General features: G+C 69.0%; 11 protein-coding genes. 6 read left to right on the forward strand and 5 right to left on the reverse strand.

The window, feature by feature from the left end; all coding sequences use genetic code 11:
- Positions 1 to 57: 57 nt before the first annotated feature.
- From Sp245p_RS35850 to Sp245p_RS21370, 5 genes are all read right to left on the reverse strand, one after another.
- Positions 58 to 2,046, reverse strand: coding sequence for a M10 family metallopeptidase C-terminal domain-containing protein (locus Sp245p_RS35850; protein ID WP_014198304.1), 1,989 nt, complete (start codon positions 2,044 to 2,046; stop codon positions 58 to 60).
- A gap of 113 nt (positions 2,047 to 2,159) precedes the next feature.
- On the reverse strand, positions 2,160 to 3,407 hold the full coding sequence (locus Sp245p_RS21355) for a threonine ammonia-lyase (protein WP_246119805.1): 1,248 nt from the start codon (positions 3,405 to 3,407) through the stop codon (positions 2,160 to 2,162).
- A complete protein-coding gene (locus Sp245p_RS21360; RefSeq protein ID WP_014198305.1) occupies positions 3,404 to 5,824 on the reverse strand; it encodes a penicillin acylase family protein in 2,421 nt (806 codons plus the stop codon). The genes Sp245p_RS21355 and Sp245p_RS21360 overlap by 4 nt, the downstream gene beginning before the upstream one ends.
- A 117-nt stretch (positions 5,825 to 5,941) precedes the next feature.
- A complete protein-coding gene (locus tag Sp245p_RS21365; RefSeq protein ID WP_014198306.1) occupies positions 5,942 to 6,328 on the reverse strand; it encodes a c-type cytochrome in 387 nt (128 codons plus the stop codon).
- Entirely contained in the window at positions 6,325 to 6,507 is a 183-nt protein-coding gene (locus Sp245p_RS21370; RefSeq protein WP_014198307.1) for a DUF3553 domain-containing protein, read from the reverse strand. Before Sp245p_RS21370 ends, Sp245p_RS21365 begins: the two co-directional genes overlap by 4 nt.
- Before the next feature lie 231 nt (positions 6,508 to 6,738).
- Here Sp245p_RS21370 and Sp245p_RS21375 point away from each other — a divergent pair, with 231 nt between their 5' ends.
- From Sp245p_RS21375 to Sp245p_RS21400, 6 genes are all read left to right on the forward strand, one after another.
- Positions 6,739 to 7,383 carry a histidine phosphotransferase family protein gene (locus tag Sp245p_RS21375; RefSeq protein ID WP_014198308.1) on the forward strand — a complete coding sequence of 215 codons (645 nt, stop codon included), beginning with the start codon at positions 6,739 to 6,741 and terminating at the stop codon, positions 7,381 to 7,383.
- A gap of 333 nt (positions 7,384 to 7,716) precedes the next feature.
- A complete protein-coding gene (locus Sp245p_RS21380; RefSeq protein WP_014198310.1) occupies positions 7,717 to 10,482 on the forward strand; it encodes a hybrid sensor histidine kinase/response regulator in 2,766 nt (921 codons plus the stop codon).
- Positions 10,479 to 10,979, forward strand: coding sequence for a chemotaxis protein CheW (locus Sp245p_RS21385; RefSeq protein ID WP_014198311.1), 501 nt, complete (start codon positions 10,479 to 10,481; stop codon positions 10,977 to 10,979). The genes Sp245p_RS21380 and Sp245p_RS21385 overlap by 4 nt, the downstream gene beginning before the upstream one ends.
- Positions 10,980 to 11,027: 48 nt before the next feature.
- Entirely contained in the window at positions 11,028 to 11,393 is a 366-nt protein-coding gene (locus tag Sp245p_RS21390) for a response regulator (protein WP_014198312.1), read from the forward strand.
- Between the two features lie 138 nt (positions 11,394 to 11,531).
- Positions 11,532 to 12,632: a protein-glutamate methylesterase/protein-glutamine glutaminase gene (locus Sp245p_RS21395; RefSeq protein WP_052584397.1), complete on the forward strand. Its 1,101-nt coding sequence runs from the start codon at positions 11,532 to 11,534 to the stop codon at positions 12,630 to 12,632.
- Positions 12,629 to 13,474 (forward strand): CheR family methyltransferase, encoded by an 846-nt coding sequence (locus tag Sp245p_RS21400; RefSeq protein WP_014198314.1) that lies wholly within the window; start codon positions 12,629 to 12,631, stop codon positions 13,472 to 13,474. The genes Sp245p_RS21395 and Sp245p_RS21400 overlap by 4 nt, the downstream gene beginning before the upstream one ends.
- Position 13,475 lies beyond the last annotated feature (1 nt).

The following is a 13,475-nucleotide window of genomic DNA, read 5'->3' on the forward strand; positions in this document are numbered from 1 at the left end:
CGGCGGCGTGGGCGGCCGTTCCTTCCGGACGCCCACGCAATCATTTTTTAGGAGCGGTTACTTCAGCGTGAAGGCGAGGTAGCTGGAACCGTTGACCTCGCCGGGCGTGACCAGGACCGCGCCGGAAGACTTGCCGGCGATGGTCATGCTCATGTCGATGCTGCCGTTGTTGTCGAGGTCGATGTGCGCGGTGGCGCCCTTGGCGCCCTCGGCCCCGGCCATCTCGGCCCAGGTCAGTTTGGACGTGCCCTCCTTCCAGCCCCAGGCGGTGACCCACTCCCCCGGCTCCAGGTCGGTCACGGTCGACCAAGTGATGCCGCCGCCGCGGCCGTCCACGAAGAAGGTGTCGCTGCCGCTTCCGCCGATCAGGTAGTTGGAGCCGAGACCGCCGTCAAGCACGTCGTCCCCGCCGCCGCCATTCACCGCGTCGTCGCCGCCCAGCGTGTTGATGAAGTCGGCATGCGCCGTCCCGTGCATCGCTTCGCTGTCGTTCTGGCCGATGTGCATGTTGCGAAGCCAGGTCACCGGACCGGAGTAGCTGTCCATCGCCACTTCGGTGCTGGCACCGCCGCGAGTGACGTAGAGGCGGCGTGCGGGATCAATGGCGGGAACGGGTGACGGGGGTGGAGTCAGCGACGGGGGGATGGGAGACGATGGGGGATTCGGATTCGCGCTTGATGGGAGGAGGATGGAGGTGGCGTCCGCGGCGGCGAAGCTGCGGTCGGTGAAGGACAGTTGTTCGATGTCGACCAGAGTGTCGCTGATTCCGAGTTTGGGAATCGACAGGATCAGGGTGCCTTGCACGGTGTAGGCATAAGCGTCGGTCGACGCGGCGTCGTAGACGGCGGTGTCGTTGCCCAGGCCTCCACTGAGCGAGTTGCGGCCCGTGCCGCCGATCAGCGTGTCGTTGCCGGACCCCGCCAAGATCTGGTCGTCGCCGGGTCCGCCATCGATGCGGTTGTTGCCGCTGTGGTCGAACCACACGCCGTCGGGACCAATGCTGGGCCTTTCGTTCGTTCCAAAGATGGTGTCGTTGCCGGCGCTGCCGATGGCATTTTCGAACAAGGCGCGCGGGGCAAGGTTGTGACCGTAATTAATCGAGCTCGCTTCCAAGTTGAAGTTCACCCCGGTTGTCGATGCGGAGGCGTCGAGAGTGTCGATTCCCCCGGCGTCCCACAGTGCCCTCGTCAAAAGCGGCCCGTCGATCCGGTAGGTGTCATTCCCGGTTCGCGTGTTCAGATTGGCCCCATACCAGGACTGCAGCACCAGGATGTCCGCCATCATCGGCCCCGCCGGGTTGAACACCGCGCCGGCGGGCAGGCGGGAGACCGGCATTGTGGCCGACATCATTGTCCATTCCGTGCTCCACACGCCGTTCTCCGACGTTGGCCCTCTGTAGGTTGCGGGAGCGTCGCTTGGCTCGAAGCTGTAGGTAAGCCCGAGGGCGCGGCCGATCTCACGAAGAATCGTCGCGTAGCCGCCGCCGCTGGCAGCGGTGACACGGTCGGAATCGAAGGCCACCAGACCGCTGGACAGGGCCGTCGCGGACGGCCCGATGGCGTAGGACGCGGTGTTGGGATCGCTGTCCAGCCGTGCGTCATCGATGAAGCGCAGATGGCCGACCAGAGCACCCGAGGCACCGGGAGCGCCGGTCGCACCGCCCGTCGCCGACTCGGTGATCTCCACGAAGCTGATGTTGGCGACATCGGCGATGCTGACCAGGGCGCTGCGGATGGCATCGCGGAAGGCAATGTCCAACGGTGCCGGGGTCACGCCCGCCGCGGCGACGGCGGGACCGCCGCTCTCGTAGAAGGAGTAGGTGAGTGTGACCGGCGCCGCGGCCTGGGCGGTGCCCCACTTGCTTCCCGACAGGATGGGGATGAGGGACGTATCGGAGATCGTCTGGGGAGTTGTGACGATGCCGGTTCGCAGCAGGGCGGGATCGCATCCCAGCGGGCCGCCGTCGATGTCGGTGGTGGGGCGGTTGGCGGCGGTCAACCCGTAGACGGTTGCGGAGGACGTAGGGCCCCAGGCGGCAATGGACATACGCGAGTATCCCAAAGATTATTCTCGTTGCCCGATCAATCTATCACAGGATGTGGATGCCGCGAATAAGGCGCGTATGTGCGGATGACCCTTGTGTGTCATTCCACCGCAGGTCAGGAAATGTCGGTCATCAGCTCCGTCGGAAAGCCCGCCTCCTCCATGTGGGCGACGAGGCGCTGCACGTGGCTGCGCCCGCGGGTTTCCAGCACCACGTCGATCTCGGCCATGCGGACCGGCACGTCGTGGAACAGGCGCTGGTGATGCACCTCGACGATGTTGGCCCCGGCCTCGCCGAGCAGGCGGGCGACGCGGGCGAGCGCGCCGGGAGCGTCGGTGATGCCGATGCGCAGCCGCACCATGCGCCCCTCGTAGACCAGCCCGCGCGTCAGCACCTGCGCCAGGATGCGCGCGTCGATGTTGCCACCGGACACGACGATGCCCACCCGCTTGCCGCGGAACCGCTCGGGATCGTCGAGCACCGCGGCCAGACCGGCTGCCCCGGCGCCCTCGGCGACCAGCTTCTGCACGGTGGCGAGGCGGTAGACGGCCTCCTCCAGCCGCGGCTCGCCCACCTCCACCACCGCGTCCACATGTCGGCGGACCAGCGGCAGGGTGACGGCGCCAGGGGCCTTGACGGCGATGCCATCGGCGATGGTTGCGCCGCCGCAGGTGATGGGTTGCCCGGCCAGCGCCTGGCGCATCGACGGGAACATGGCGCACTCCACCCCGATCACCGCGATGTCCGGCTTCAGCGCCTTGGCCGCCACCGCCATGCCGCCGATCAGCCCGCCGCCGCCCACCGGCACCACCAGCATCTCCAGGTCCGGCGCGGCGTCGAGCAGTTCCAGGGCGGCGGTGCCCTGGCCGGCGGCGATCAGCGGGTCGTCGTAGGGATGCACGAAGACCAGCCCCTCGCGCGCCGCCAGCTCCTGGGCGTAAGCCGCCGCGTCGCTCAGCGTCTCGCCGTGCAGTTCGACCCGCGCGCCGAGGCTTTCCGTGCGCTCCACCTTGGTGAAGGGGGTGAAGGAGGGCATCACGATGACCGAGCGGATGCCCAGCCGCGTGGCGTGGCAGGCCACCGCCTGGGCGTGGTTGCCCGCCGACATGGCGATCACCCCGGCCTGCCGCTCCGCCTCGCCCAGCGACAGCAGCTTGTTGAGCGCCCCGCGTTCCTTGAAGGAGCCGGTGAGGTGCTGGTTCTCCAGCTTCAACACCACCGAGCAGCCGGTGATCTCCGACAGGCGGGGCGAGGCCTCGGTGGGGGTGACAGGGAGATGATTGCCGATCCGCGCGGCGGCGGCGCGGACGTCGTCCAGGGTCAGGGGCAGGGGCAGGGTCGGAGACGGTGCGGCCTCGGTCATTGCGGACTCCCTGGACGGGTGGGGGAAAGCGTCAGCAGCGTGGCGCCGTCGCGGGCCAGCGTGCCGCGGTCGCCGGCCAGCCGCAGGCCCACCCCGTCGCGCCAGCCCTGCACCAGATCCCCCCAATGGGGCGACAGCGGGTTGCCCGACTGGCCGGTGGCGATGGAGAAGCGGGAGTTGCCGAGGTCCGCCAGATCATAGACCGCGCGCAGCCCCGGACCATGGACGTGGGAGAAGGGGTCCTGCGGGTCGCGCACGCGGGTGGTGCCGCGGTTGACGGTGAAGGCGCCGCCGCCGGTCGGGATCGACAGGTCGAACATCGAACCGAGCAGAGGCACCCGGCCGAGCAGCCGGTGGTTCAGGGCGGCTTTGTGCTCCGCCCCCCAGCGCCAGCCGTTCATGTCCGCGCCGTGGCGCCGCTCAATCTCCGCCAGCGCCGATTTCAGAGACCCGGCCAGCATGACAGCGCAGTCCTCGCGGGCCGGCGTCGTCCGGTCGTCGCACCACTGCGGCGCCTGGGTCAGCACGCGGTGCAGGGCGCGCGGGCGCAGGTCCCAGTAGCTCTGGAACAGCGGTCCCAGCTCGTCTGCGAAGACGCTGCGCACCAGCTCCCGCTCCCACCAGGAGAAGATCAGCGGCTCGGCCCGGTCGCGGTCCATCCGCCCGTCCCAGCCAGCCAGACGGTCCAGCGCGGCGCGGGCCTGTCCATTGAGATCGGGCACGTTGCGCAACGGCTCCAGCATCAGGGGCAGCAGGTCGCGCGCCGGCAGGGACAACTCGTCCATCTGCTGGGCGGCGACCTCCTCCACCGTGTGCGGGCCGTCGCCGAGCATCTGCACGATCCGCTCGGCGCGGGCGGGGTCCGGCCATTCGGTCGCCAGGGCGTAGGGATAGCCGGGGCCGACCACCGCGTTGTTGGCGTTCACGAACTGGCCCGACGGCGGATCGACCGCCTGGGGCAGCGCGTCGAAGGGGATGTAGCCGATCCAGTCGTACTCGCCGGTCCAGCCCGGCACCGGAACGCGGCCGTCGCCGCCGCGCCGCACCGGGACCAGCGCCGGCGACAGGAAGCCCAGCGTCCCCGCCGTGTCGGCGTAGACGACGTTCTGCTGGGGCGCCACGTGGAGGAACAGCGCTTCGCGCACCGCGGCGGCGTCGGCGGCGTGGTTGAGGCGGTACAGCGCCTCCGCCGTGGTGTCGGCGGCGGACAGGCCGGGGAAGGCCAGCGCCAGCACATGGCCTTCGGGCGCCGCGTCGGCGGCATCCGGCGTGGCCAGCACCGGGCCGTGCCGCGTCTCGCGCACCGTCAGCGTCTCGTCCGGCTGGCCGGCGACGCGGATCGTCTCCTGGCGCGTCTCGAAGGCCGCGCTGCCGTCCGGCGTCAGGTAGCGGCCGGGGTCCTGCGGGTCGAGCTTCTCGATGAACAGGTCCTGGGTGTCGCTGTGGGTGGTGGTGAAGCCCCAGGCGACGCGACCGTTGTGCCCCAGGATGTGAAGCGGCACGCCGGGGATGGTCGCCCCGGCGATGCGGTGCTCCGGCGTCACGATGCGCGCCAGATACCAGAGGACCGGCGCCTCCAGCCCGAGATGGGGGTCGTTGGCGATGATCGGCTTGCCGGTCGCGCTGCGCCCCCCGGTCAGCGCCCATTCGTTGGACGCGGTGTCGAAGCCGAGATCGGGCAGGGCGGCCAGCGCACCCTGCAAATCCAAGCCGTCGAGCGCCGCCGCCAGGGTCACCGGGGCGGTGGGGTCCGAGTCCGGGAACAGGTCGCGCATCTGCTCCGGCGTCAGGCTCTTCAGGGCGCTGGCGCGGAACAGCTCGTCCCGCGAATCGCCGGAGAGCTGGAGCGCCATCAGCTTGCCCCAGACGAGGCTGTCGGCGGGCCGCCAGGGCTCCGGCGTGTGGCGCAGGAGTTGGAACTCGATGGGCAGCGCCTCGCGGCGCGTCTCCATCCAGGCGTTGACCCCGGCGGCGTAGGCGTCGAAGGCCGTGCGGGCCTCCGGCGACAGCTCCTCATAGGCCTCCTCGGCCCGGCGGTAGACGCCCAGCGTGCGCATGGAGCGGTCGAGCCGCAGCGCCCAGTCGCCGAAGCGCGTGCCGACCAGCTCGGCCAGCCGTCCGGCGGCGCCGCGCCGCATCGTCTCCATCTGCCACAGCCGGTCCTGCGCGTGGGCGTAGCCGAGCGCGAAATAGGCGTCCCGCTCGGTGGCGGCGAAGATGTGCGGGACGGCGTTGCGGTCGCGCAGGATCTCCACCGGGCCTTCGATTCCCGGGACGGTAGCCGCGCCCTCATAGGCCGGGGTCTGCTGGCGAAGCCACAGCAGGAACCCGCCCGCGCCCAGCACAGGCACCACGACCACCAGGGCGAGAACGGCGACCAGGATGGCCAGGGGCTTGCGGGCGGCGCGGGGAATCATCGGGAAACCACAGCTCGGAAAAGGGGCTCGGAAAGGGGGTTCGACAGACAGAGATGGGGATGGGGTCCGTCCGGGGCCATGCTCCTCAATTCCGCTTGCCGGCCTCGCAATCCGGACTTACGGCGCCGTGGCGTCCTTCAGGTACGCGACCAGATCGCGGCGGTCGGCCGCGCTGGTGATGGTCTGCATCGGCATCTTGCTGCCGGGGGTCATCACGTCGGGGCCGATTTCGAACAGCCGGGCCACCGCCGCCTCGTCCCAGACGATGCCGCTGCCCTTGAGCGCCGCGGAGTAGTGATAGCCCTCCACCGCCCCGGCGGGGCGCCCGAACAGCCGCCACAGCGTCGGGCCGGCGCGGTTGCCGCCGTCCGGAGTCAGCGTGTGGCAGAAGGCGCAGGCGCGGAACAGCGTCTTGCCGCGCTCCGGATCGGGGGCGTCGTCGCCCAGCGCGGGGGTGCCGGCGGCCAGCAGGAGGAGGGCGGCCAGCGGCAGCTTCCCGCTCATGGCGCGTCGTCTGGATCGGTGACGGTCAGCGCGACCACGGACGTGTTGATGAGCAGTTTTCCGGCATTCTCGAAATTCACGGTGACGCGGTCGCCGATGGCCGACTGCACCTGCCCCAACCCCCAGTCCGGGCGGGCGGGGTGGCGCACCCAGGCGCCGGGAACCAATGAATCGTCCATGCCGCGCCTCCTGCATCCGCTGGAATTGGTTATCGCTTTCGCGGGATGACCGTGGAAAAGCGGCGGCATCCGCGCTCTTGGAATGATACAAACGAACGTCGCCGCCGGCCATCCCCATGGGGCACCGGCATGCAACAGAATGCCGCCCGGCCGGGGGAAGTTCCCAAGCCTGCGGCCATGGTCGCCAGCCGTTCCGCCGGCGGTCGGCCATCAACGATCTGGAGACCACCCGTGCCGCTTGACATCCGCGTGATCGAGCTTGTCGCCTCCCGCATCTGCCACGACCTCGTGAGCCCGGTGGGAGCGATCCGCAACGGGTTGGAACTGATCGAGGAGATGGAGGACGAGCCCGCCGGGGGCTTCATGGGCGAGGCGGTGAAGCTGATCGAGCATTCCTCCGGGCAGGCCGACCGGCGGCTGCGCGTCTTCCGGCTGGCCTACGGCCTCGCCGGGCGCGAGCAGAAGGGCTTCGGCGACACCCGTTCTTCCGCTCAGGGACTTCTGGAGGGCGGGCGCACCACGCTGGACTGGCCGGCGGGGGTGCCGAACGACCAGCTCGCCTTCAAGCGCGGCGCGTCGAAGGTGCTGCTCAACGTCATCATCCTGGCCGACGAGGCGCTGACCCACGGCGGCACCATCACCGTCGCGGCGGAGGGGGACGAGCAGGCTGGGCGCTTCACCATCACCGCCGCCGGGCGTCCCGGCGCCCTCAAGGATGAATCCGCGGCGGCGCTGGCCGGCACGGTGGCCGCCGCCGACCTGACCCCGCGCAGCATCCACGCCTACATGACCGGGCGCTTCGCGGAGGACGACGGATACCGCGTCGCCGCCACCCCGGCCGGTCCGGACCGGCTGGTCTTCACCGTGGAGTGGTGACGCGGCCCCCGCCGGGGGCGTGACCCGCGCATCGACGTGTTTCAAACCGCCACTGCTCCGGTGCGCGGCGCTTCATCATGGCTGCGTGAGGCGTCCCGGCGGTCATAGGCCGCCGTGCCGGCACCGGCCTTGCGGGCTGTAACCTTGGGCCGGTGGGCTCGGCATGACGGCGGAGCCCAAGAGTGGTATCGAAGGAGGTAAGGTTCTCTTAATCAGTGTTTGACAGGCTCCCACCGTAGCTGGAAAGGCCCGTACCGGCGGCGACACGCACGCCGCCATCCGGACGGCCGGCCGGCCGGAAACGGATACAATTGCGGGCGTGGGGATCGCGACATGGATGATCTGCTCTCCGAATTCCTGACGGAAACCAACGAGAACCTGTCGGTTCTCGACGTGGAACTGGTCCGTCTGGAGCAGAATCCCAACAATCCGGAACTTCTGTCGAACATCTTCCGTCTGGTGCACACCATCAAGGGCACCTGCGGCTTCCTCGGCCTGCCGCGCCTGGAAAAGGTCGCGCACGCCTCGGAAAACGTTCTGGGCAAGTTCCGCGACGGGGAACTGACCATCAACCCCGAAGCGGTCTCGCTGATCCTTCAGGCGCTGGACACCATCAAGAGCCTGCTGGCGGTGCTGGAGGCGACCGAGGCGGAGCCGCCGGGCGACGACCTGCCGCTGATCGAGCGGCTGAACCTGTGCGCCGAAGGCAAGCTGGGTGCCGCCGCCCCGGCCAAGCCCGCCGCGGCCCCGGTGCCGCCGCCGGCCCCCGCGGTCGCGGCGGCGGAGGAGGTTCCGGTCTCCTCCTCGGGCAACCTCACGCTGGACGAGCTTGAGGCGATCTGGAACGCCACCCCCGGCCCGACCAGCACCGCGCTGGCCCCGGTCGCCGCGGAGCCGGCGGAAGAGCCCGCCCCCTCGCACGATCTGGTGGTGCCGGACCCCGATCCGGTCCCCGCCGCCGCCAAGATGCCCGCTCCCGCCGCGGAGGCCGCGTCCGGCGCCGGTGCGGGCGGCGAGGCCGCGACCAAGGAATCGGCGGTCGCCGCGCAGACCATCCGCGTCAATGTGGACCTGCTCGAAAACCTGATGACCATGGTCTCGGAGCTGGTGCTGACCCGCAACCAGCTCCTCCAGATCCTGCGGTCGCAGAAGGAAAGCGAGTTCGCCGCCCCGCTGCAGCGCCTGAACCACGTGACGTCGGAGCTGCAGGAAGGCGTCATGAAGACGCGCATGCAGCCCATCGGCAACGCCTGGGCCAAGCTGCCGCGTCTGGTGCGCGACCTGTCGCACGAACTGGGCAAGAAGATCGACCTTCAGATGCTCGGCGCCGACACCGAGCTGGACCGCCAGGTGCTGGAGCTGATCAAGGACCCGCTGACGCACATGGTGCGCAACTCCGCCGACCACGGCCTGGAGGTGCCCGCCGACCGTGTGCGCTCGGGCAAGTCGGAGACCGGCCGCATCACGCTGAACGCCTATCACGAGGGCGGCCACATCATCATCGAGATCCAGGACGACGGTAAGGGCCTGGCGATCGATCGCATCAAGCAGAAGGCGATCCAGAACGGGATGGCCTCGGAAGGCGAGCTGGCGGCGATGTCCGACCAGCAGATCATCCAGTTCATCATGAAGCCCGGCTTCTCGACCGCGGCGAAGGTCACCAACGTGTCGGGCCGCGGCGTCGGCATGGACGTGGTCAAGACCAACATCGAGAAGATCGGCGGCACGATCGAGATCAAGTCCCAGCAGGGCAAGGGCTCGACCTTCGTCATTAAGATCCCGCTGACGCTGGCCATCGTCTCCGCCCTGATCGTGGAGTGCGCCGGCGAGCGCTTCGCCATCCCGCAGATCAGCGTGGTCGAGCTGGTGCGCGCCGCCGCCGACAGCGAGCACACCATCGAGCGGCTGAAGGGCACGCCGGTCCTGCGCCTGCGCAACCGCCTGCTGCCGCTGGTCTCGCTGCAGGAGCTGCTGCGGCTGGACGACCAGGAGGGCGGCGAGAAGAAGACCGACGAGACCTTCATCGTGGTCACCCAGGTCGGCACCTACACCTTCGGCATCATGGTCGACCGCGTGTTCGACACCGAGGAAATCGTGGTGAAGCCGGTGGCGCCGATCCTGCGCCACATCGAGATGTTCTCGGGCAACACCATCCTCGGCGACGGCTCGGTCATCATGATTCTCGACCCCAACGGCATCGCGTCGGCCACCGGCGAGATGGCCATGGGCGAGGCCGCGTCGAAGGAGACAACCTCCGTCCAGGCGACCCGCCAGGAGGACAAGATGGCCCTCCTGCTGTTCCGTGCCGGGGCCGGCGCGCCGAAGGCGGTGCCGCTGTCGCTGGTCGCCCGCCTGGAGGATGTCGACCTCGCCAGCGTCGAATCGTCCAACGGCATGCCGGTGGTCCAGTACCGCGGCAAGCTGATGCCGCTGGTGCCGATCGATCCGGGCTTCATGATCGGCCAGGAGGGCCGCCAGCCGGTTCTGGTCTTCGCCGACGGCGACCGGTCGATGGGCCTGATCGTCGACGAGATCGTCGACATCGTGGAGGAGCGTCTGGTGGTGCAGCTCACCGCCGACCGTCCGGGCCTGATGGGCTCGGCGATCATCGCCGGCAAGGCGACGGACGTGATCGACGCGGGCTTCTTCCTGACCCAGGCCTACAAGGATTGGTTCGGCTCGTCCTCGACCGATGCGTACGAGGAGGAGAAGGCGCTGCAGCGCGTGCTGCTGGTCGACGATAGCCCCTTCTTCCGCAACCTGCTAACCCCGCTGCTGTCGGTCGCCGGCTACGACGTCACCGCCGTGGAGAACGCCAACGAGGCGCTGGCGCTGTGCGAGGCGGGCGAGGACTTCGACGTCATCGTCTCCGACATCGAGATGCCGGGGATGAGCGGCTTCGACTTCGCCGAGGCGGTCCGCCAGGGCGGCACCCGCTGGAGCGGCACGCCGATGGTCGCCCTGTCCAGCCACGCTTCCCCGCGCGACCTCGACCGCGGCCGTCAGGCCGGGTTCACCGACTATGTCGCCAAGTTCGACCGTGACGCTCTGCTGTACGCGCTGCAGCAGACCCTGTCCGAGCAGAAAGGTGCCGCATGAGCAACGCCAAGCTGCCCGCCACCACCAAGAAGTCCAAGGGCGACGAGATCACCTCCGGTGGCAGCCAGGACTATGTGACCATGACGATCGCCGACCAGCTGTTCGGCATCCCGGTCCTGCAGGTCCAGGACGTGCTGGGGCACCAGCGGATCACCCGCATCCCGCTGGCCCCGCCGGAGGTCGCCGGCTCGCTGAACCTGCGCGGGCGCATCGTCACCGCCATCGACGTGCGCCTGCGGCTCGGCCTGACGTCGCGCCCGAAGGACAAGCCGGGCATGTCCATCGTGGTGGACCTGCGCGGCGAACTCTACAGCCTGATGGTCGATTCGGTGGGGGAGGTGCTGAGCCTCTCCAACGATGACTTCGAGCGCAACCCGGCCACCCTCGACCCGCGCTGGCGCGAGGTGTCCACGGGCATCTATCGCCTGAACGGTCAGCTCATGGTGGTCCTGGACGTGCCGCGTCTGCTGAACTTCACCACGATGGAAGCGGCCTGAGGCGAACCCCCGGTCGGTGTGCAAAGCGAAGCCTGAGGCCTGTTCACCATGAAAGTTTGTCTGGTCGTCGACGACAGCCGCGTGGTCCGCAAGGTCGCGCGGAAGATCCTGGAAGAGCTGCACTTCGCCTGCACCGAGGCGGAGGACGGCAAGCAGGCCATGGAGGCCTGCGCGCAGAAGATGCCGGACGCCATCCTGCTGGACTGGAACATGCCGGTGATGACCGGCATCGAGTTCCTGCGCCGCCTGCGCAAGATGAGCGGCGGGGACATTCCCAAGGTCGTGTTCTGCACGACGGAGAACGACCTCGCCCACATCCAGGAGGCGCTGTCCGCCGGGGCGAACGAGTACATCATGAAGCCGTTCGACAGCGACATCATCCAGACCAAGTTCGAGCAGGTCGGGCTGCTGTGACGGGCGGGACCACCGCACCGCGCACCGTTCCGACCCTGAAAGGCTGATTGCGTTATGTCCGATCGTTTCGGCAGACCTCCTCCCCCCGCGCCGGCGGGGCATCCGACCGGTGCGGCCGGCGGCGATCCTGTCCGGGTGATGGTGGTCGACGATTCCGCCGTCATTCGTGGCCTTTTGACCCGCGCGCTGGAAGGCGATACCGAAATCCGCGTGGTCGCGTCGGTTGGCGACGGCCAGATGGCGGTCAACGCCCTGCAGCGCAACTCGCTCGACGTCATCGTCCTCGACATCGAGATGCCGGTGATGGACGGGCTGACCGCCATCCCGAAGCTGCTGGCGGTGGCGCCGCAGGTGAAGATCATCATGGCCTCCACGCTGACGCTGCGCGGGGCCGACATCTCCATGCGCTGCCTGTCCGCGGGCGCCGCCGACTACATCCCCAAGCCGACCTCCACCCGGGAGATCGGCGGGGCGGACGCCTTCAAGCGCGAGCTGGTGTCGAAGGTCAAGGCGCTGGGCGCCGCGGCCCGCCGCGCCGGCTCCCGCACCCGCGGCGAGCTGCGCCCGCTGACCCCGGTGCCCGCCGCTTTCCTGAAGCGCGAGCCGCCGCCCGTCACGCTGCGCCCGGCCCCCGCCGTCGGCTCCGTCGGCCAGGTCAAGCCGGACGTGATCGCCATCGGCAGCTCCACGGGCGGTCCGCAGGCGCTGTTCGAGGTGCTGGCCCATCTGAAGACCGGCGTCACCCAGCCGATCCTGATCACCCAGCACATGCCGGCGACCTTCACCACCATCCTGGCCGAGCACATCACCCGCCAGTGCGGGCTGAACGCCCAGGAGGCGAAGGACGGCGAGCCGGTCGTGTCGGGGCGTTGCTACATCGCGCCGGGCGACTTCCACATGCTGGTGACCCAGCGCGCGGGCGCCAACGTGATTTCGCTGACCAAGGACCCACCCGAGAATTTCTGCCGCCCTGCGGTGGACCCGATGATGCGGTCCATCCTCCGCGCCTTCGGCGGGCGCAAGGTCCTGGCCTGCATCCTGACCGGCATGGGGCAGGACGGGTTGAAGGGCTGCACCGAGGTGGTGAACGCCGGCGGTACCCTGATCGCGCAGGACGAGGCGTCCAGCGTCGTGTGGGGCATGCCGGGCGCCGTCGCCCAGGCGGGCATCTGCTCCGCGGTGCTGCCGCTCAAGGAAATCGGTCCCTACATCCGCAAGTTCGCATCGAGGGCAGCATGAGAGTCGAAGATTTCGACATGTTCTCCACGCTGCTCAAGCAGCGTTCCGGCCTGGTTCTGACCCGGGACAAGGCCTACCTGCTCGAATCCCGGCTGATGCCGGTGGCGCGCAAGTGGAACATGAAGGGGCTGGAGGAGTTGGCCTCCACCGTGCGGACGCGCAAGGACGAAGCGTTGCTGCGCGACATCACGGAGGCGATGACGACCAACGAGTCGTCCTTCTTCCGCGACCAGAAGCCCTTCGACCAGTTCAAGCAGATCGTCCTGCCGAAGCTGATGGAGGCGCGGTCGGCGAAGCGGTCGATCCGCATCTGGTCGGCGGCCTGCTCGTCCGGGCAGGAGGCCTACTCGCTGGCCATGCTGCTGAGCGAGGACGCGGCGAAGCTGGCCGGCTGGCGGATCGAGATCGTCGGCACCGACATCTCCGCGGAGATGGTGGAACGCTCCAAGTCGGGCATCTACACCCAGTTCGAGGTGCAGCGCGGCCTGCCGATTCAAATGCTGGTGAAGCATTTCAAGCAGCAAGGCGACAAGTGGCAGATCAGCCAGCAGCTTCGCCAGATGGCCTCCTTCCGCGAGTTCAACCTGCTGGGCGACCTGTCCACGCTGGGGCAGTTCGACATCGTGTTCTGCCGCAACGTGCTGATCTATTTCGACCAGCCGACCAAGACCAAGGTGCTGGAGGCGATCGCTCGCCAGATGCCGCAGGATGGCGTGCTCTATCTCGGCGGCGCGGAAACCGTGCTGGGCATCACCGACCGCTTCAAGCCGGTGGAAGGCCAGCGCGGCCTCTACAGCCTGGGTGGTTTCCAGGTGCCGAGCGGGCTCCGGGCGGCCGTCTAAC

Origin of the sequence: Azospirillum baldaniorum, from assembly GCF_003119195.2 — a bacterium.
GTDB lineage: Bacteria > Pseudomonadota > Alphaproteobacteria > Azospirillales > Azospirillaceae > Azospirillum > Azospirillum baldaniorum.